The sequence below is a fragment of the Lysinibacillus sp. FSL K6-4013 genome (genome assembly GCF_038630435.1).
GTDB classification, from domain to species: Bacteria; Bacillota; Bacilli; order Bacillales_A; family Planococcaceae; genus Lysinibacillus; species Lysinibacillus boronitolerans.
Genome location: NZ_CP152031.1, coordinates 3,538,886 through 3,557,670, shown reverse-complemented (window position 1 = coordinate 3,557,670; position 18,785 = coordinate 3,538,886). Strand labels below are relative to the sequence as shown.

Genomic DNA, 18,785 nt, shown 5'->3' with positions numbered 1-18,785 from the left:
TGCATTTATGAACTGAAAATAAAAAAGAACGATTAGCAACAGTACGAATAACGTGTTGCCAGCCAAAATATGATGTGTTATTTAACCATCATTCATTATGTACATTGCAACAACGGAGGTAATTTTCATGCAACAGAAGTGGTACCAAGCCACAGAAGTAGAAGTGGACTCTTTGGGCCAAAGCCTTCATTTTTATATGGAAACAATTGAAGTAAGTCGCCTATCTGCACTGGCGTTCTATGCAGCTGGCGAGGAATATTATAAAGGTGAACGATTTTATTGGCAAAATAGAGAAAAAACAATGACATTAGTTGGGCTAGGACATGCTCATACTATTCAAAACAACGCTAAAGAAAACCGCTTTGATGCAGTTGAAGCGGAATGGAAGAACTTAACGAAAAACTGTCCAAAGGGTCAACAAGCGTTACAACCAATTTTGTTTGGCGGTTTTACATTTGATCCTCAAAATAATGTAGATGGGGAATGGACGGATTTCCCAGAGGCTTATTTTGCATTAGCAACTTTTCAACTGGTGATACGCGATGATAAAGCATACGTGAGTATTCATCTTTTGACACAAGACCAACAGGCTGAGGATCAGTTTGAAGCGCTAAGAAAAGAGCGCGATCATTTAATCCATGCAGCTCAGGTTAAAGAAGTGAAAACGTATACAAAACCTGAAATCACAAGTTATTTTGAGCCATATAAGGAACCTTATTTAGCTTCAATTGATCAAGTGACAGCATTAATTAAACAGAAAAAGGCAGATAAAGTGGTCATTGCACGATCACTTGCTTTGCAATTTAAAGAGTATGTATCCGCACCACAAGTACTTTCTCAAATTATTCATGAGCAACCAGAAAGCTATTTATTCGGTTTAGAGCATAGACATTTATTGTTTTTCGGAGCATCACCCGAACGACTTGTGAAGGTAGAAGATGGTCGAGCATTTTCATCCTGTATTGCTGGCTCAATTAAGCGAGGTAAGACTGCAGAGGAAGATGAGGCTTTTGGACAAAGTCTATTAAATGACCCTAAAAATGGCGGAGAACATCAGTATGTTGTGGATATGATTGCGGAAACATTCCGTAAAAATTGTGTGGACATGACGGTGCCAGATAGACCACGCTTGTTAAAAATACGAGATATTCAACATCTGTATACGCCTGTTGAAGGTCAGTTAAATCAGGATGCAACAATCTTACAATTGACTAAATCATTACACCCAACACCCGCTTTAGGTGGTGTACCACGCAAAGAAGCATTGGCAGCCATCCGGAAATATGAGCCGATGAATCGGGGACTGTATGCTGCGCCAATAGGCTGGCTAGATGCAGAGGGTAACGGTGAATTTGCAGTTGCCATACGTTCAGCAGCCTTACTAAATGATAAAGCTTATTTATATGCAGGCGGTGGAATCGTCGCAGATTCAGAACCGCAATCTGAATATGAAGAAACATTAGTAAAATTCCGTCCAATGCTTCGTACGCTAGGGGGGACAATTACATGAGTGAACGAAAAATACTAACAGATTATGTTTATAAAATGGTCGCATCGCTAGTGCAAGCTGGTGTAGAAAATGTTGTCGTTAGTCCAGGCTCACGTTCAACACCGCTTGCTTATGCGGTTGCTTCTACTAAACAAGTAAAAATGTATCGGCAGGTAGACGAGCGCTCAGCAGCATTCTTTGCGCTAGGGCTTGCTAAGGCAACTACTAAGCCTGTGGTTCTTTTATGTACATCTGGTACAGCAGCAGCTAACTATTTTCCTGCGATTGTGGAGGCAAGCTATGCACGTGTACCATTAATCATTATAACAGCTGATCGCCCACATGAATTACGTGAGGTAGGCGCTCCACAGGCTATCAACCAACCCAATTTATATGGTTCACATGTGAAGTGGAGTGTTGACTTTCCGTTAGCAGATGGTGCTGAACCAACATTGCCTTTTATTGAGCGTCATCTTGCTCGTGCGGTAGCCATTGCAACAAGCGCACCATTTGGACCAGTACATATCAATGTACCTTTCCGTGAGCCATTATTAATTGATTTGCAGCAGGACCTACCAGCAGTGTCGTTTAAGCACAGCAGTATGGGACAATTAATCCCAACACGCGTGGATCAGCAGGAACTAGCCTCTATTATACAATCAACTAAAAGAGGCTTTATGATCATTGGTGAGTTAGCTCTTGGTACAGAATTATCCATTGTTTGGGAATTTGTTCGTCAGCTGAAGTGGCCTGTCATTATTGAAAGTTTATCGAATATGCGTACATCCGTACCAGAGGATTGTTTACCATATATCGTGACAACCTATGATGCTATTATGAAGAGTGATGACTTCAAAGCACTGGTGCGACCAGATACAGTAATCCGAATAGGGGCACAACCGGTTTCAAAATTTATGATGCAATTTATCACAAAGTCACGTCCAAATGCGTATGTGATTATCGATGAAGACCCGATGTTTAGAGATGCTACAGGCGTATCTACGCATTTTATTCATGCGAATGTCGATCAGTGGCTAACAGAATTAGCTATCACTGAAACAGCTATCGAGGAAGCATACTTAGCTGAATGGCAAAAAGCGAATCAGCTTGCCTCTATGTATATTGAGCAATACGCAGAGGTAGAAAAGGATGAAGGGGCTATAGTCAGTCGTTTACTCAAAATGATTCCTGACGGTAGTGATATTTTCGTTAGCAGTAGTATGCCAGTACGAGATATTGATACATTTTTATTGGCTACCCCGAAAGATTTACGTGTTTTTGCCAATCGAGGAACGAACGGGATAGATGGTGTCGTATCAACAGCAATCGGTTTCAGTCAAGGAAATAATCGAGAAAGTTATTTACTAATTGGTGATTTAGCCTTTTTACATGATGTGAATGGACTCATTGCTTCCAGATATCAGGAATGTAACTTAACGATTATTGTGATGAATAATGATGGTGGTGGTATTTTTTCATATTTACCACAGTCAACTGTTGAAGATCACTATGAGGATTTATTTGGCACACCAACAGCCCTTGAATTCCGTGATATTGCACATATGTATGAAATGGACTATATACGCGTCGAAACAATCTCTGAGCTTTCTGAGAAATTTTCAGCAAGTAAAAACCGTTCTTTACGATTAGTTGAAATATTTACAGATAGAACCGAGAATGTGAATGCACATCGAGCTCTATGGAATCGAATTAATGCGGAGTTAAAAGCATGACAAAGTGGATGATTCGTGGTCTTGAAACCCATGTGGATATATGGAATGAAGACGGTGAGTACACAGTCGTTGCGTTACATGGATTTACTGGTAGCTCGGCAACTTGGCATAATCTAGCGAAAACTCTACCCCATATTCGTGTTATTGCCGTTGATTTAATCGGACATGGACAAACAGCTATTCCACAGTATGTACAGCGTTTTTCTATGGAAGAGCAATTACAGGATTTAGAAGAACTATTTTGCCAACTCCATTTAGAGAAATTTACGCTGTTAGGCTATTCAATGGGTGGAAGAATCGCTTTATCCTATGCTATTACGTATCCAGATCGCATTCATCGACTCATTTTAGAGAGTGCATCTCCTGGCCTACGAACAATCGAAGAGCAAAATGAACGTTGTAAGCGAGATGAAGCATTGGCGCAAAAAATAATGACAAATGGTATACTGTCCTTTGTCAATGCATGGGAAAACATACCGCTTTTTGCTTCACAGCAACGTCTACCTAAAACTGTAAGAGAAACTATTCGAGAAGAGCGACTATCACAGAAGGAAGAGGGACTCGCTGGTAGCTTGAGAGGTGTTGGGACAGGCGTTCAGCCCTCAAATTGGGATAGACTGGCGCAACTAGAAATACCTGTCCTGCTAATTACTGGTTCATTGGATGAGAAATTTTGTAAAATTGCACTAGAAATGAAAGCGCTATTAAATACTGTTAAGCATTTAACAGTAAATGACGCTGGACATGCAATTCATGTGGAAAATCCCGCTGAGTTTGCTACAATAGTAGAGGAGTATTTAACGTAATATATGATTACGTTAGCGCCTCGCTAGAAACGAGACGAATTTAATGATATAGGAGGCAATTCAATGACACGTCAATGGACTACATTACATACTTATGAAGACATTAAGTATGAGTTCTATAACGGTATCGCAAAAATTACGATTAACCGTCCAGAAGTGCGTAATGCATTCCGCCCAAAAACGGTTATGGAAATGATTGACGCATTCTCACGTGCACGCGATGATAAAAATATCGGTGTTATTATTCTAACTGGTGAAGGTGAACATGCTTTCTGCTCAGGCGGAGACCAAAAAGTTCGCGGTCACGGTGGCTACGTAGGGGAAGATGAAATACCACGTCTAAACGTTCTTGATTTACAACGTTTAATCCGTGTCATTCCAAAACCTGTCGTAGCAATGGTAGCTGGCTATGCAATTGGTGGAGGTCACGTTTTACATGTTGTTTGTGACTTAACAATTGCTGCTGACAATGCTCGCTTTGGACAAACTGGACCAAAAGTAGGTTCATTCGACGCTGGTTATGGCTCAGGCTATCTTGCTCGTATTATTGGTCATAAAAAGGCACGCGAAATTTGGTACCTTTGCCGTCAATACGATGCACAACAAGCACTTGATATGGGCTTAGTCAATACGGTTGTGCCTTATGCGCAATTGGAAGATGAAACAGTTCAATGGTGTGAAGAAATGCTTCAAATGTCACCAACTGCACTACGCTTCTTAAAAGCAGCGATGAATGCAGATACAGACGGTTTAGCAGGTCTTCAACAAATGGCTGGAGACGCTACACTTCTTTACTACACAACTGATGAAGCAAAAGAAGGTCGCGACGCATTCAAAGAAAAACGTCAACCAGATTTTGGTCAATTCCCAAGATTCCCTTGATTAATAGAGGATTTAAAGCTCGTATCTTTTTGGAGATACGAGCTTTTTATATGTCTAGAGAAGATTGGTGGATAGAATGCTAAAAGAAGGGGATAGAAGCAGCTAAGAGGTGGATAAAAGGCTTAAACTAGCGGATAGCACCTAAAATGTGAAGGATATTGTAGGGCTTGCGATAGGAGTAGCATTCCTAAAGTAACAGACTGACATGCAAATGGACAAAATATATGATAAAACGTTAAGATGTAGGTGATTGGAGTGACAAAGATGTATCCTAACTGGATTTTACAACGAGCTTATTTAACACCATTACGCAAGGCACTTACTTTTAAAAAGCAAAGCTGGACTTTTCAAGAATTAAGTGATGAATCGATAAAGCGTGCCCGACAATTAGTAACACTCGGTATACAACAGGGTGATCGAATTGCTATCATGGGGCCAAGTAAGCCTGAATTAGTTATCATGATGTATGCCTGCATGCATTTGCAATGTGAGATGGTCATGCTTAATCGCAGACTTTCACAGGATGAGCTAGCTTATCAGCTAAAGGATTCAGAGGCTGTAGCAGTGTTGATTGCCGATGAGGATGTAGAAAAGCTACCATCTGAAACAACCTATCATTTATTTTCAGCAATTGAAGGGGGTGCAGAGGGTGCAGTAGATATTGTCAAGGAATGGCCTCTTCATCAAACAACAACAATTATGTATACTTCGGGTACAACGGGCTTTCCTAAAGGTGTTCGCCAAACAGTTGGAAATCATCAGGCTAGTGCGACTGCCTCTGTTTTAAATATTGGGCTACAGGCTCAGGATGTTTGGCTATGTGCGGTACCTTTATTCCATATTAGTGGATTTTCCATACTAGTGCGATCACTACTATATGGTAATCAAATCTTTTTATATGATCAATTTGATGTGGAAGCTATCGCACAAAATATTATGGATGGGGATGTCACCCATATGTCTGTTGTAGCGGTGACCTTGGAACGAATTCTACATACGCTAGAGCAACGCAATGCGAAAGCTTCCTCTTATTTTAAGCTGATGTTAGCAGGAGGTGGGCCTGTTCCCGTTGATTATTTAGCAAGAGCACATGCATTAAATTTAGCTGTCGCACAAACGTATGGAATGACTGAAACCTCCTCGCAAACAGCTACATTGGCAAGTGAAGATGCTATGCGGAAAATTGGTTCTGCTGGAAAGCCTTTATTTTTTAATCAAATAATGATTGCTGAGCCAAATGCTAAGGGTGAAGGGGAAATTTGCATTCGAGGGCCCCATGTCACACCTGGCTATATTGGACGTTTTGCACAAAAAAATGCAACGAAGGCTGGCTGGCTTCATACAGGTGATATTGGTTATGTGGATGAAGAGGGTTATTTATTCGTCATTGATCGAAGGGCAGATTTAATCATTTCAGGGGGAGAAAATATTTATCCTGCAGAAATAGAAAACGTGCTACTCACACATCCAGCTGTCAAAGAAGCGGGTGTATGTGGGATGCCTGATGAACAATGGGGGCAGGTGCCAATTGCATTTATCGTGCTAAATGAGCAGCTATCTGTTGAGCAATTACAAGCCTTTTGTTTACAGAAACTTGCTAAATATAAAGTGCCTAAGGAAATTATTATCACAGACAGTCTACCACGCAATGGTGCGGATAAATTGTTGAGACGGAAATTATTACAATAAAAATCTTGTGAAAGAAGTCTTCTTAAAAGGAAGGCTTCTTTTTTATTTAAACTTTTAGCATGAAATTAATCATTTATTAACATAATAAAAAAAGAGAGGCATAAACTATTTAGTAAAGGAGAATGACTCATATGAGGAAATATATATATAATGTTGTCATTATATTATTTGTTCTACAAATGAGTCATGTGCAAGTATTTGCAAACTATGAAAAAGAAGATGTAGCAACAGCTCATTCAATTGAAACACTACAATCTCTCATTAATAAAGAAGTTATGCAACTATCATCCGAATTCTCGATTCGTTATACTGGCGACATAGCCGAGATAAAAGATGAACTAACAGAAATTACTAAAGATGCAATTGAAAACTCTTATATTTATACTAATATTTCAAGTTTCCAATGGAAGTACGAAGGTTATAGCAATAATATTGTCATTGCATTTGCATTTACGTACCATCTATCCCAAACGGAGGCATTATTTGTAGAGCAAACGTTGGCGAATATTATTGCACCTATGCATGGATTAAGTGACATAGAAAAACTACAGGCTGCACATGATTTTATTGTCTTGTCCGCGGAATACTCTAAGGAAACGGAAGGAAGTCAATATTCTCCTTATACATTATTAACGGAGAATAAGGGCGTCTGTCAGGCATATGCTTTAGTGTTATACCGAATGTTAGAAATGTTGGGCTTTGAGGTACAATATGTACCTGGAAAAGTAGGAGAACAGCTACATGCCTGGGTATTAGTGAAACTTGATCATGCTTGGTATCATATTGATGTGACATGGGATGACCCTTTGCCTGATCGTAAAGGGGAAGTGCGCTATCAATATTTTTTAGTGTCGGATCGCCAATTAGCACAAGATCATACCTGGGATTATGCAAGTTTCCCTGCTGCAACAAGCGAGAAATATATAGATTTGCAGGAAGAAACGAAAAGACAAAGTTTAGCAACACCTATACAACATCGTTTCAATCAAAATATGGGATTATCAATCATTGGAGAAAATAGGTTAGCCGTACAACAATTAGTGGAACAGCCGATGAAGCTTGTTATACAAAAAACAGATAAACAAGACAATCTAGTTCAGTTTGACTTTACTGAATGGGCACCGATGCTAGTAGAAAGTAGTATAACGGCTTTTGTTACAATTCAGCCAAAAGTTAAGCATGTGACTAAGCAAAAAACAATGAAGTGGCTAGCGTCTTTTTATCGAACGGAAAAACGAATGCCACAAGAAAAATACGTCATAATAAAGGAGGTGTCCCATCTATTGCGGGGCACCTCCTTACTCATATCATTGAACGCTTAAAGCTTTTTCTAATGTGTCAATATTTTTTTGCATCAATGTGAAATAGGTTTCCTCATTTTTTTCATCATCAGCTGTTAATACGCTTAAATTATGCAAGACAAGCGATTCTGCACCAACTTCTTTTTGAATAACCTCTGCTAATTTGGAAGAGACATTCTGTTCAAATAAAATATAATGAATGTGCAATTCATTTGCTTTGTCTACAATCTTTGTTAATTCTTTTTGAGATGGCTCATTTTGTGAATTCAAGCCAGCAATCGGCACTTGAGTTAAGCCGTATTGACCAGCAATATAGCCAAATGCAGCATGGGATACAAAGAATGTTTTATTTTGTGCTTTGTCAGTCATTGCTTTGAAATCTTGATCTAAATCCTGTAATTCTTTTACTAATGCCTCATAATTTGTGTTAAAAGTTGCCTCCTGAGCTGGCATTTTTTCAACGAGTGTGTTTTTGATAGCCAGTGCTAAGTCTTGACTAATTGTAGGAGATAACCAAACATGCGGATCGATATCGCCATGCTCATGCTCATCATGTCCATGTTCTTCAGCTTCATGTTCATGATCGTCTTCTGTGGCACCATGCTCATGATCGTCATGAGCGTCTGCTTCATGTTCTTCATCCTCTGCATGAACATGTCCTGTGCTTACCGCTAATTTTTCATCTGAAACATCATCAGCAGTTGCCACCATTGTGACATCTTCGTTCGCTAAAGTTTTTTTAGCGTTTTCTACAAATCCTTCAAGTCCTAAGCCAATATAGAAAAAGATATCAGCATCTGCTAATTTCATCATATCTTTTTGAGTTGGCTCGAAGGTATGTTCATTCGCACCAGCTGGATAAATAGAAGCTACTTCAACAGCATCTCCACCAATGCGCTGTGCAAAATAGCTTAACGGATAAACTGTTGTATAAATACTTAACTTATCTTTTTCCTCAGTCTTTTGTGATGTAGACGATTTGTCTCCACAAGCAGCAGTAAATAAAGCGAGAACTGCTACTAACAATAATAAATACAGTTTTTTCATATAAGTAAGATACCTCTCTTAAATAGTAATCATTACGATTTATTTTTTAGAACAGTTATTATGATAACGCACAACTTAAAAAAGTACAAGAAAAAAATGCCCTCCGAAAATTAATTCTTTTTCGAAGGCCATTTTTCAGGCACAGGATCAAAGCCACCAGGATGAAATGGATGGCATTTAGATATACGTGTAATGGTTAAGAGGAAGCCTTTGAATGCACCGTGCTTTTGAAAAGCTTCGAGCCCGTAAGAAGAACAAGTAGGATGAAAACGACAGGTTGGTGGCGTCATCGGTGAAATGAATTTTCTATAAAATTGGATGAGCCAAATAAAGGGGTATTTCATCGCTGCTCTTCCTTTTGCTGAGACGTAAGTTGTTCAGGCTTTGGATCAATTGTTTGTGTAAAGATATTATTTTTTTTCTTCATAATGATAATGACAGAAACACCAAACATTAGCATCATCATCGCAATCATAATGATAATTGGTAAAGGTACGCCCATTTCTTTCACTCCAAATTTAAGTATTGATAATTAATTCTCTTCTTGATGATAGCTTTGCTTCGGTTTTTCATCAACAGTATGTTTAAAGGCATAGGCACGGTTGACACTGATAATCGTCGCAACCGTGATAAAGATAACGATGATAACTGCGACTATTAAGAGCGTAGTTAAACTCATAGTATCCACTCCGTTCTTTATTCATCATACCTATTATAAATTATCTGGTCCTATTAATTGTGAAGGAAGTTTGACATAAAAGCGAATAAAACAGCACCTATCACTCCATACTATGGAAAAAGGAGTGAATCGTAAAGATGGATCGTCAGCGCGTATATTTTTCACTTGCTAATAGAACGTATTATACCAACCCATATGCAGGACCGTGGAATTTCGAACTGAATGTAGATCGACAAGCATTAGATGTATTTGAGAGGATCTTTCAGCAAATGCAACTGTTAGAAATTTCGAATGCATGGCGTGCACAGTTACCGTATATACAGTATCACTTGGATAGAGAAAATGATGAAATAGATAAAAGATTAATGAAAATCTATGCACTTGTTCATGAATATGGGGATGATGATACGAAGGCATTCGTTGAGCAGCTTCCTTATTTTAATAAGCGTGTCTAGTGAATGAGGGAAAAGGTCACTGCTTTAGAAGTGACCTTTTCGTCTATTAACAAATGGCTTTTAAAATTGTAAAAACTGCTTCTCGAGGGACAATGATGGGGATAGTCAGTTGATCTTTAATCATGTTTTTCATCGTTGTGGAATAGCCCATGCAATCAAGAATAAGCAAATCGGCTCCTTGCTCTTCTAATTGTTGTGCTTTTGACAATAAATGTTGGTTATCAAAGTGGTACGGGGAGCTTGCTGAAAAAGTTACATCGAACTGTGCTTTTTGCCATTTCTCTGCAACCGTTCGTTGTTGTTCGGGTTCGGGACCTATTAAACCAATGGCTAATTTTGTATGTAACCCCTTCACTAAATTCGTCATCATACGATCAGGTAATAAAAGATTTTTATAGGATAATTTATTCGTAAAATCTCCTGTACACATAAGTAGTATCCAAGTGAATTCATGTAGATCATCAATGCATCTTTGAATATAAGGCATGAGTTTTTGTTTACTGAGCTTTACTTGTCGACCATTAGTAAGTAGTGTTACTAACACATCTGAGTCCTCATGAGAAGGCGAAAGGGTGGCAATTTCCTCTGAGGAAAGTGAGTCCAGTACACCGAATTCATGTACGTGTAAACCAGCTTCTCTTAATTGCTGTATATCCTCTGCCATATCTTTACGTGGTGCCTGACCAATTGTTACAACGGCAATTTTCGAATGTTGCATTGCGCTCACTCCGCTTCGTAATATTTTTGTCCATTTACATAAGTTTGTAAAACCTTTGCTTCTGTTTCAAAAATAGGGTGCGACCAAACAACAAAATCAGCATCTTTGCCTTCCTCAAGGCTACCAATGCGGTGATCTAGCTGTACGAGCTTAGCTGCATTGATCGTAATACTTTTGAGGGCTGTGTCTTCATCTAAACCATAACGAATCGCCTCTGTCGCACAATACTTTAAGTATTGAATTGGTACAAATGGATGATCTGTCATGATAGCAAACGGAATATTATGTTCTTTAAAAATGGCAGCAATTGCTGGTGTAGAATGACGTGTTTCATATTTAGACGGCGTTAACATATAAGGGCCAAGCGTCGCATGGAATCCACTATCTTTAACGGCATCCACAATGAGATAGCCTTCTGTGCAGTGCTCTAAATGAAGCTTCACATTAAATTCTTTGGCAATTCTAATAGCTGTCATAATGTCATCTGCTCTATGGCAGTGAAGGCGAAGGGGCATGTCGCCTCGAAGTACCTCAATAAACGGGCGTAACTCAGCATTTTGTTTAATCTGCTCAGTTTGTTGTTGTTCATTTAGTTGACTTGCACGTTGGAAACCATCCCGTAAAAGCTGTGCAATGGCCATGCGAGTCATCGGCTTGCGTTTATACTGATTGCCAAAGACGTTTTTCGGATTTTCCCCTAGGGCCCCCTTTAAACCGCTCCGCTCTACTAAAACACGAGAGGAAAGGGTAGGTCCTGCTGTTTTAAGAATGCTCCAAATGCCACCAATAACATTGGCACTACCTGGACCAGTTTGCACAGTGGTTACGCCACCTTCTAATGCATGTTGAAAGGAAAAATGTCGGATATCTACACTGTCTAAAGCGTGCATAAGAGGTGTAAAGGGTTCGCTATATTCATTGGCATCATTAATGTCTTCGGTGACTTCAGCCCATGTTCCAACATGAGCATGAATATCAATTAACCCCGGTGTAACATAGGCTCCCTGTAGATCAACTAGCTCTGCTTGTGGGGGAAATTCTTTGGCTGGTCCAATATAGACAATTCGTCCATCTTCGATCCATAACTGTTCACAAGTATCGTTTTGCTCATTGACTGTAAGAAACTTTGCATGATGATAAATAATCATTGTGTCAACCCTTCTTCCCGTGCATAAACTTTTGTTCCTTTAATATAGGTTGCGATAACCTGTGCATCTAGATTTAATGGATGCTTATCCCAAATAACAAAATCAGCAAGAAGACCATCACGAATCGCGCCTGTTTTATGGGCGATCCCTAGAAAGTTTGCAGCCCCTGTTGTGAGAGCATATAGCACGTCCTGGCGTGCCATACCTTCTCTTACAGCTAAGCAACCTTCTAATGTTAGATGAGAGGTGCTACTAACAGGATGATCCGTACAAAAAACGAAGGGAACATTGTGCTTAAACAGTTGATGATACAGTTTTGGTGATAGTGCCATCATCTCATTGTGCTCAATATATCGAAATGTAGGCCCAGCTATAACCGTATTAAAGGATGTTTCATGAAGGAATGTAACTTCAGTGCCATGGATAATATGAAAATCAAAAGTTGAGCCAAATTCTTCTTGAAGGCGGCTAATGAATTCAAGATCAACGGCTTTGTGCGCTCGAATAACGATTTTCGTAATGGACGGCTCTTGTTGCTGAATTTGTTGTAATGTTTCTCTTAAAATTTTGGCGATGCCCATACGCGTGAGTGGTTTTTTCTTTTCAGCGAAAAATGTACTTTTTGCCTGATGTCCAATAGAGAAGGAATATGCCACATTTTTTGAAATAACCATTTCATCAACCGTTGTATGTGTATGGTGAATAATAGCCGTTTTTGCACCAATCAGGCTCTTAGGAGATGGAACAATATGAGATGCTGTCACCCCATGAGAAACAGCCTTTTGAAAAGCAGTATCAAATGGGTATATGCCATCAACTACAGAATATTGCAAATGTGAGTCAAATTCATAGCTATCATCACCTTCCCAACGAATTCCTATTTCAGCTAGACCGATTTGTGAGCAGCTATCGATAAAACCTGGTGTAATATAGTAGCCATCTAAATCTAACTCTGTTTCGGGTGTATTAGTAGCGGGTTCAAAGTATTGCCCTTGCACTTGAAAAGATTGCTTATTAAAGCTACGAGTCTCAGAATTAAAAACAAGTCCATTTATATAGCGAGTCATCGGATCAAATCTCTCCTTATGAAGAGAAAAGCGGAGACTAGAATCTCCACTTTTCCAGTTTAATTATTTAGTAATGGATACGTTTGTGCCGTTTGGATGTACAATTTGTACGGAGTTATCAGCAGAAACCTCAAAGCCCTGTACTTTTTTGTTTACACCTGCAACCGTTTGTGTTGCCTCTAATTCAATACGTGGAACATCGGCTAAAATCAGCTTTAATGCTTCTTGGTATAATTTTGCACGTTCCTCTTGCACCACTGTTTCTGATACGGCACGTTCTAATAATTTATCCACTTCTGGATTGCTGTAGCCTTTACCATTTCCTAACGCACCAATTTGATTTGTGTGGAATAATTGATAAAGGAAGAAGTAAGGATCTGGGTACCAAGTCCAGCCACCAATATTCATTGGCGCATTACCCTTTGCCACAGTATCACTGTAAGTACCCCATTCAAGCACTTTTATTTCCACATCAATATTTAAGTTTTTCTTTAACTGACTTTGGAAAATCGTTGCGTAAGGAACACGTGCTTCTGATACGAAAATCTCTGTCTTGAAGCCATCAGCGTAACCAGCCTCTGCTAGTAATTTTTTTGCTTCTTCTGGATTATATTTTGGTACCATATCAACTAACGATTGATCATATCCCCATGAACCTGGTGGTAATGGTAAATAAGAGACATCACCGCCACCCCATTGGTTAACGCCAGAAATAATTTCCTCTACATTTGTTGCCATATAAATCGCTTCACGAACGCGTTTGTCAGCAGTTGGACCTACTTTGTTATTAAGATCAAGATAAACAATCGATAGACCTGGATTTGTTAAAAGCTCAAGGTTACTATCTTGGTTGATGATTTCTCGGTTTTGACCTTTAACGTCCATGGCAATATCAATATCACCAGAACGTAATGCGTTTGTCATCATATTTTGATCGGAGATAAACTTCAATGTTAAGTTATCGACATTTGGCTTATCGCCCCAGTAATTCTCGTGACGAACTAATTTTACTTCTTGGTCTTTTTTCCATTCTGTTAGTTGGAATGGACCTGTACCAACAAAGTGTTCAGAAAAATTATCGCCCCATCCTTCAACTTCTTCTTTTGGAATAATAATATTCCCTGCATCCGTTAGCATAGCAAGTAGGGCAGCATTTGGTGTAGCTAAGTGAATCTCTACTTCATAATCCGATAACACTTTCACTTCTGTTACACCACTTAAACGATTCATAGCAGATTCTTTAGCAGAGCGTTCTAAAGAGTATTTCACATCTTCAGCTGTCATTTCACGGCCATCCTGATACTGACCTTTTTGGAATTTAACACCTTCGCGTAATTTGAATGTGTAGACTAACATATCCTCTGATACATTCCATTCAGTCGCTAACGAAGGGATGATATCAGATAGATCTTTGTTATAAACAACTAACGTATCACCCATTTGGCGCATCACCTGTGATTCATAAACCCCTGTATATTTGATAGGATCAAATGTTTTTGCATTGGCTGACAGACCAATATTTAATGTGCCTCCAGAAGTAGCTTCTCCCTCTTTTTCATCCGTTGAAGTACTTTTCTCATTGTTTCCACCACAAGCAGCTAAAACACCAATTAGTAAAGTTAAAAAGAGTAGTAGTAAAGACTTTCTTACGTTTAATTTCTTCATATGCACTAGCCTCCTTAGTTTTTGTTTCACAATATGAACCGTTGATTCAAAAATGGTAGGTTCGAGATTAAAATTAGCACACTTGTAAATAGAAAGTAAATATAAAATTACAAAGATTCAGAAAAAATATATTTACAAACAATTATTAAGTGGTGTACTATGTGGTTATTCACAATATGAACCACTGATTCTAATAATGAAAAGGAGGTCTTGCTAAGATGGGCTCATTTATTTTAAAAAGGTTAGTTAACCTCATCCCCACACTGCTAGTAGTAGGGATTATCGTCTTTATTATTACGCGAATGATTCCTGGTGACCCGGCTTCAGTCATGCTTGGACCACAGGCGAGTGTAGAAGATGTAGAGAATTTAAGAGAAGAGCTAGGATTAAATAAATCCATGCCTTCGCAATTTATTTCATATGTAGGAGATCTAGCACAGTTAAATTTAGGATATTCCTATTCTTATAGTGAGTCTGTCATCGGACTTATTCTCGAAAGGTTCCCTAATACAGTGATATTGGCATTGGCAGCGCTGTTAATAGCAGTCGTGATTGGCATCCCAGCAGGAATATTTGCAGCGAGAAAGCAAAATACCATCATTGATTATGTTGTAATGCTTGTGTCATTAGTTGGTGTATCTATGCCAATTTTCTGGTTGGGCATCATGCTTGTTTTATTCTTTAGTGTTAACCTTGGTTGGTTCCCTGCGACTGGAATGGGGAATATCAGCGATGGCCTATGGACCTATTTGAAGCATTTAATATTGCCAGCATTTGCTTTAGCAACGATTCCAATGGCGACATTTGCACGGATTACCCGTTCAAGTATGTTAGAGGTTATTTCGCAAGATTATATTAAAACTGCTCGTTCTAAAGGTATTAAAGAATATTTAGTAATTGGTAAACATGCATTTAAAAATGCACTGACACCGATTTTAACCGTGTTAGGAATGCAGATTTCTAATTTACTGGGCGGAGCGGTTTTAACAGAAACGATTTTTAGTTGGCCTGGTATGGGTCGATTAATTGTAGATGCCATTGATAAACGTGACTTTGTAGTCGTACAAGGTACTGTTATTTTCATTGCGTTTATCTTTGTGCTTGTTAACTTAGTGGTCGATGTACTTTATAAAGTGGTCAATCCTAAGGTCAATTTAGAATCGGATGGAGGGAAAAAATAACAATGACTCAAGCAATCGTCAATGAAACGAGAAAAAGGAATACGTTATTGCGCAAGTTGCTAAAAAATAAATTAGCGACAATTGGGTTAATCATTGTCACTTTAATGGGTATTGTTGCTATTTTTGCCCCATTGATTGCTACCCATCCACCGAATGAAATGATTGTCGGTAAATCGTTTTTACCGATGAATACAGAAGGACATTTATTAGGAACAGATAACTATGGTCGTGATCTGTTTAGTCGCTTAGTTTATGGTACACGAATATCGATGATTGTTGGGATTGCGGCAGTGCTATTTGGTGCTGTATTTGGCACACTGTTAGGCTTAGTGGCAGGGTATTTTGGTGGACGCATTGATTCGATTATCATGCGCACAATGGATGGTCTTTTCGCTTTCCCGTTTATTTTACTGGCTATTACATTGATGACGGTATTAGGGCAAGGACTTGTCAACGTTATTGTTGCGATTGGTATTGCTAATATTCCAGGTTTCGCACGACTTGTTCGAGGACAGGTGTTAAGTGTAAAAGAGGAAGAATTCGTTGAAGTAACGCATTCTTTAGGTGCTACACATACGAGGATCATTTTTAGCCATATATTACCGAACTGTTTAGCCCCTTTAATTGTCTATGGAACGATGAGTACAGCTGGCGCTATTATTTCAGAAGCTGCCCTTAGCTTTTTAGGATTAGGCGTTCAACCACCGACAGCTTCATGGGGCAGTATTTTAAAAGATGGCAAAGACTTTTTAGTATTAAATCCCCAAATGGCGACATTTTCAGGCATTTGTATTTTATTAACAGTTCTTGGAATTAACCTATTAGGGGATGGATTACGCGATGCATTAGATCCGAAAATGAAAGTTTAATGGAAGGGGGTGGAGTCATGACTGAACGTTTACTAGATGTAGAAAACTTAACAGTAGAATTTAAAAGTGGCGGCTCTACAATGAAAGCTGTTAATGGAGTAAATTTACAATTAAATAAGAAGGAAACACTAGGTATTGTGGGAGAGTCAGGATCTGGAAAAAGTGTCACAGCAACTGCTCTCATGCGTTTAATTCCATCTCCGCCAGGAAAAATAACGAATGGAAAAATTCTATTTAATGGCCGCGATTTAATAGAAATTTCTGAAAAGGAAATGCGCAATGTCCGAGGCAATGACATCTCAATGATTTTCCAAGATCCTATTACAAGTTTGAATCCAGTATTAACAGTGGGCAATCAAATTATTGAAGTCATTCAAGCACATGAAACAATATCGAAGAAAGATGCAGCTATCAAAGCCGTTGATATGTTAAAAATGGTTGGGATTCCTGAGCCAGAGAAACGATTAAAAATGTATCCTCACGAATTTTCAGGAGGGATGCGCCAACGTGTCATGATTGCTATTGCCCTTGCTTGTAATCCGAAACTACTCATTGCCGATGAGCCAACAACTGCACTGGATGTAACTGTACAAGCTCAAATTCTTGATTTAATGAAAAAATTACAACAAGAACACGATACAGCCATCATTATGATAACGCACGATTTAGGTGTGGTTTGGGAGCTATGTGACAAAGTAAATGTTATGTATGCAGGTCGCACAGTAGAGTCTACTACAACAAGACAGCTCTATGAGAAACCTTTACATCCCTATACGTGGGGATTATTAGAGTCTCAAATTACAATGGGGACACAAGAGCAACAAAGGCTGCCGGCTATTCCTGGTAGTCCACCAGATTTAACAATGCCACATAGTGGCTGTCACTTCTCAGCACGATGTCCTTTAGCGACAGATATTTGTCGTAGTACTGTGCCTGACTTAGTGGAAGTACAGGACAACCATTTTGTAGCCTGCCATTTACAAGCAAAAGATCAAATTGTTCCTAGGAAGGAGGGAATTTTTAATGCAACAGTACAATGAACTTGTCTTAAAGGTAAGCAATTTAAAAAAGCATTTTCCCATTAAAAGTTCAATTCCTTTTAAAAAACCAACACAATTTGTGAAGGCGGTAGATGGTGTAAGTTTTGAGTTATATAAAGGTGAGACACTGGGGATTGTGGGAGAGTCGGGGTGTGGTAAATCGACGGTTGCCCGTTTAATCAACCAGCTAATTTCACCAACAGAGGGAATAGTTGAATTTAAGGGAACGGATTTAGCAAGCTTAAATTCAAAAGATATCCGCTCTGCTCGAAAATCCATCCAAATGGTTTTCCAAAATCCTTATGCATCACTCGATCCTCGTAAAACGATTGAATATCTTATTGCTGAGCCATTAGTGATCCATGGGATTGGTGATGAGGCATCCCGTAAAAAGCGAGTGGTTGAATTACTTGAAACAGTCGGATTAAGTGCCTACCATGCAAAACGCCATCCACATGAATTTTCTGGTGGACAGAGACAACGCATTAATATTGCTCGGGCTCTTGCACTGAATCCAGATATTGTGGTGTGTGATGAACCTGTTTCCGCACTAGATGTCTCTGTACAGGCTCAGGTTATCAATCTATTAAAAGATTTACAAAAAGAATTCGGCTTAACCTATATTTTTATTTCACATGATTTGAATGTCGTGAACTACATGTGTGATCGGATTGCTGTCATGTATTTAGGAAAAATAGTGGAAATTGGCTCATACAAGGAAATTTATGAAAACCCTCAGCATCCTTATACACAAGCCTTGTTGTCAGCCATTCCTAAGGAAAATCCTTTTGATAAAAAGGAACGCATTATTTTAACTGGTGATGTTCCAAGCCCAGTAAATCCCCCGAGTGGCTGTGCATTCCATAAGCGCTGTCGTTTTGCTACAGAAAAATGTGCAGACGTCCAACCGACACTTGATACAGTATCAGCTACACATCAAGTATCGTGTCATTTATTTAAGTCGATAGAGCAAGAAGTATCATCCATTTAACGAAAGATAAAATTTATTGAAGCAG

General features: G+C 39.0%; 19 protein-coding genes. 11 read left to right on the top strand and 8 right to left on the bottom strand.

Going from position 1 to position 18,785, the window contains the following annotated elements:
• The first annotated feature begins 127 nt into the window (after positions 1 to 127).
• The 6 genes from MHB39_RS17490 (at position 128) to MHB39_RS17465 (ending at position 7,921) form a co-directional block, all read left to right on the top strand.
• Positions 128 to 1,510 (top strand): isochorismate synthase, encoded by a 1,383-nt coding sequence (locus MHB39_RS17490; protein ID WP_342544734.1) that lies wholly within the window; start codon positions 128 to 130, stop codon positions 1,508 to 1,510.
• Entirely contained in the window at positions 1,507 to 3,222 is a 1,716-nt protein-coding gene (menD, locus tag MHB39_RS17485; protein WP_342544732.1) for a 2-succinyl-5-enolpyruvyl-6-hydroxy-3-cyclohexene-1-carboxylic-acid synthase, read from the top strand. Before MHB39_RS17490 ends, menD begins: the two co-directional genes overlap by 4 nt.
• Positions 3,219 to 4,028: a 2-succinyl-6-hydroxy-2,4-cyclohexadiene-1-carboxylate synthase gene (gene menH, locus MHB39_RS17480; RefSeq protein WP_342544730.1), complete on the top strand. Its 810-nt coding sequence runs from the start codon at positions 3,219 to 3,221 to the stop codon at positions 4,026 to 4,028. Before menD ends, menH begins: the two co-directional genes overlap by 4 nt.
• 63 nt (positions 4,029 to 4,091) lie before the next feature.
• Complete coding sequence (gene menB / locus MHB39_RS17475; protein WP_004225917.1) at positions 4,092 to 4,910, top strand: 1,4-dihydroxy-2-naphthoyl-CoA synthase; 819 nt, start codon at positions 4,092 to 4,094, stop codon at positions 4,908 to 4,910.
• A 264-nt stretch (positions 4,911 to 5,174) separates the two neighbouring features.
• Complete coding sequence (locus tag MHB39_RS17470; protein WP_342546937.1) at positions 5,175 to 6,599, top strand: o-succinylbenzoate--CoA ligase; 1,425 nt, start codon at positions 5,175 to 5,177, stop codon at positions 6,597 to 6,599.
• Between the two features lie 131 nt (positions 6,600 to 6,730).
• Positions 6,731 to 7,921, top strand: coding sequence for a transglutaminase domain-containing protein (locus tag MHB39_RS17465; RefSeq protein WP_342544728.1), 1,191 nt, complete (start codon positions 6,731 to 6,733; stop codon positions 7,919 to 7,921).
• On the opposite strand, the gene MHB39_RS17460 is transcribed toward MHB39_RS17465, so the two are convergent.
• From MHB39_RS17460 to ytzI, 4 genes are all read right to left on the bottom strand, one after another.
• The gene (locus MHB39_RS17460; RefSeq protein ID WP_342544727.1) at positions 7,907 to 8,947 is read right to left on the bottom strand and encodes a zinc ABC transporter substrate-binding protein; all 1,041 of its coding nucleotides are present in this window, start codon (positions 8,945 to 8,947) and stop codon (positions 7,907 to 7,909) included. The two genes, MHB39_RS17465 and MHB39_RS17460, sit on opposite strands and share 15 nt — an antisense overlap.
• A gap of 110 nt (positions 8,948 to 9,057) precedes the next feature.
• A complete protein-coding gene (yidD, locus tag MHB39_RS17455) occupies positions 9,058 to 9,291 on the bottom strand; it encodes a membrane protein insertion efficiency factor YidD (RefSeq protein ID WP_016992521.1) in 234 nt (77 codons plus the stop codon).
• Positions 9,288 to 9,449, bottom strand: coding sequence for a hypothetical protein (locus tag MHB39_RS17450; RefSeq protein ID WP_016992522.1), 162 nt, complete (start codon positions 9,447 to 9,449; stop codon positions 9,288 to 9,290). The genes yidD and MHB39_RS17450 overlap by 4 nt, the downstream gene beginning before the upstream one ends.
• A gap of 30 nt (positions 9,450 to 9,479) precedes the next feature.
• Positions 9,480 to 9,626: a YtzI protein gene (ytzI, locus tag MHB39_RS17445; RefSeq protein ID WP_016992523.1), complete on the bottom strand. Its 147-nt coding sequence runs from the start codon at positions 9,624 to 9,626 to the stop codon at positions 9,480 to 9,482.
• Between the two features lie 137 nt (positions 9,627 to 9,763).
• Here ytzI and MHB39_RS17440 point away from each other — a divergent pair, with 137 nt between their 5' ends.
• Positions 9,764 to 10,081, top strand: a complete 318-nt coding sequence (locus tag MHB39_RS17440; protein WP_016992524.1) for a hypothetical protein — start codon at positions 9,764 to 9,766, stop codon at positions 10,079 to 10,081.
• Between the two features lie 46 nt (positions 10,082 to 10,127).
• Here MHB39_RS17440 and MHB39_RS17435 read toward each other — a convergent pair whose 3' ends face one another.
• The 4 genes from MHB39_RS17435 to MHB39_RS17420 form a co-directional block, all read right to left on the bottom strand.
• Positions 10,128 to 10,799 (bottom strand): AroM family protein, encoded by a 672-nt coding sequence (locus MHB39_RS17435; protein ID WP_016992525.1) that lies wholly within the window; start codon positions 10,797 to 10,799, stop codon positions 10,128 to 10,130.
• A gap of 5 nt (positions 10,800 to 10,804) precedes the next feature.
• Positions 10,805 to 11,947 carry an amidohydrolase gene (locus tag MHB39_RS17430; protein ID WP_342544726.1) on the bottom strand — a complete coding sequence of 381 codons (1,143 nt, stop codon included), beginning with the start codon at positions 11,945 to 11,947 and terminating at the stop codon, positions 10,805 to 10,807.
• Positions 11,944 to 13,014 (bottom strand): amidohydrolase family protein, encoded by a 1,071-nt coding sequence (locus MHB39_RS17425; RefSeq protein WP_342544725.1) that lies wholly within the window; start codon positions 13,012 to 13,014, stop codon positions 11,944 to 11,946. Before MHB39_RS17425 ends, MHB39_RS17430 begins: the two co-directional genes overlap by 4 nt.
• 63 nt (positions 13,015 to 13,077) lie before the next feature.
• Positions 13,078 to 14,679 (bottom strand): ABC transporter substrate-binding protein, encoded by a 1,602-nt coding sequence (locus MHB39_RS17420; protein ID WP_333005399.1) that lies wholly within the window; start codon positions 14,677 to 14,679, stop codon positions 13,078 to 13,080.
• 218 nt (positions 14,680 to 14,897) lie between these two features.
• Between MHB39_RS17420 and MHB39_RS17415 the strand changes: the two genes are divergently transcribed.
• The 4 genes from MHB39_RS17415 to MHB39_RS17400 are packed head-to-tail and all read left to right on the top strand — an operon-like array spanning position 14,898 to position 18,760.
• Positions 14,898 to 15,860: an ABC transporter permease gene (locus MHB39_RS17415; protein WP_004225947.1), complete on the top strand. Its 963-nt coding sequence runs from the start codon at positions 14,898 to 14,900 to the stop codon at positions 15,858 to 15,860.
• 2 nt (positions 15,861 to 15,862) lie between these two features.
• Positions 15,863 to 16,729 (top strand): ABC transporter permease, encoded by an 867-nt coding sequence (locus tag MHB39_RS17410; RefSeq protein WP_205445122.1) that lies wholly within the window; start codon positions 15,863 to 15,865, stop codon positions 16,727 to 16,729.
• 17 nt (positions 16,730 to 16,746) lie between these two features.
• Entirely contained in the window at positions 16,747 to 17,769 is a 1,023-nt protein-coding gene (locus tag MHB39_RS17405) for an ABC transporter ATP-binding protein (RefSeq protein WP_016995144.1), read from the top strand.
• A complete protein-coding gene (locus MHB39_RS17400; protein WP_342544721.1) occupies positions 17,753 to 18,760 on the top strand; it encodes a dipeptide ABC transporter ATP-binding protein in 1,008 nt (335 codons plus the stop codon). The genes MHB39_RS17405 and MHB39_RS17400 overlap by 17 nt, the downstream gene beginning before the upstream one ends.
• Positions 18,761 to 18,785 lie beyond the last annotated feature (25 nt).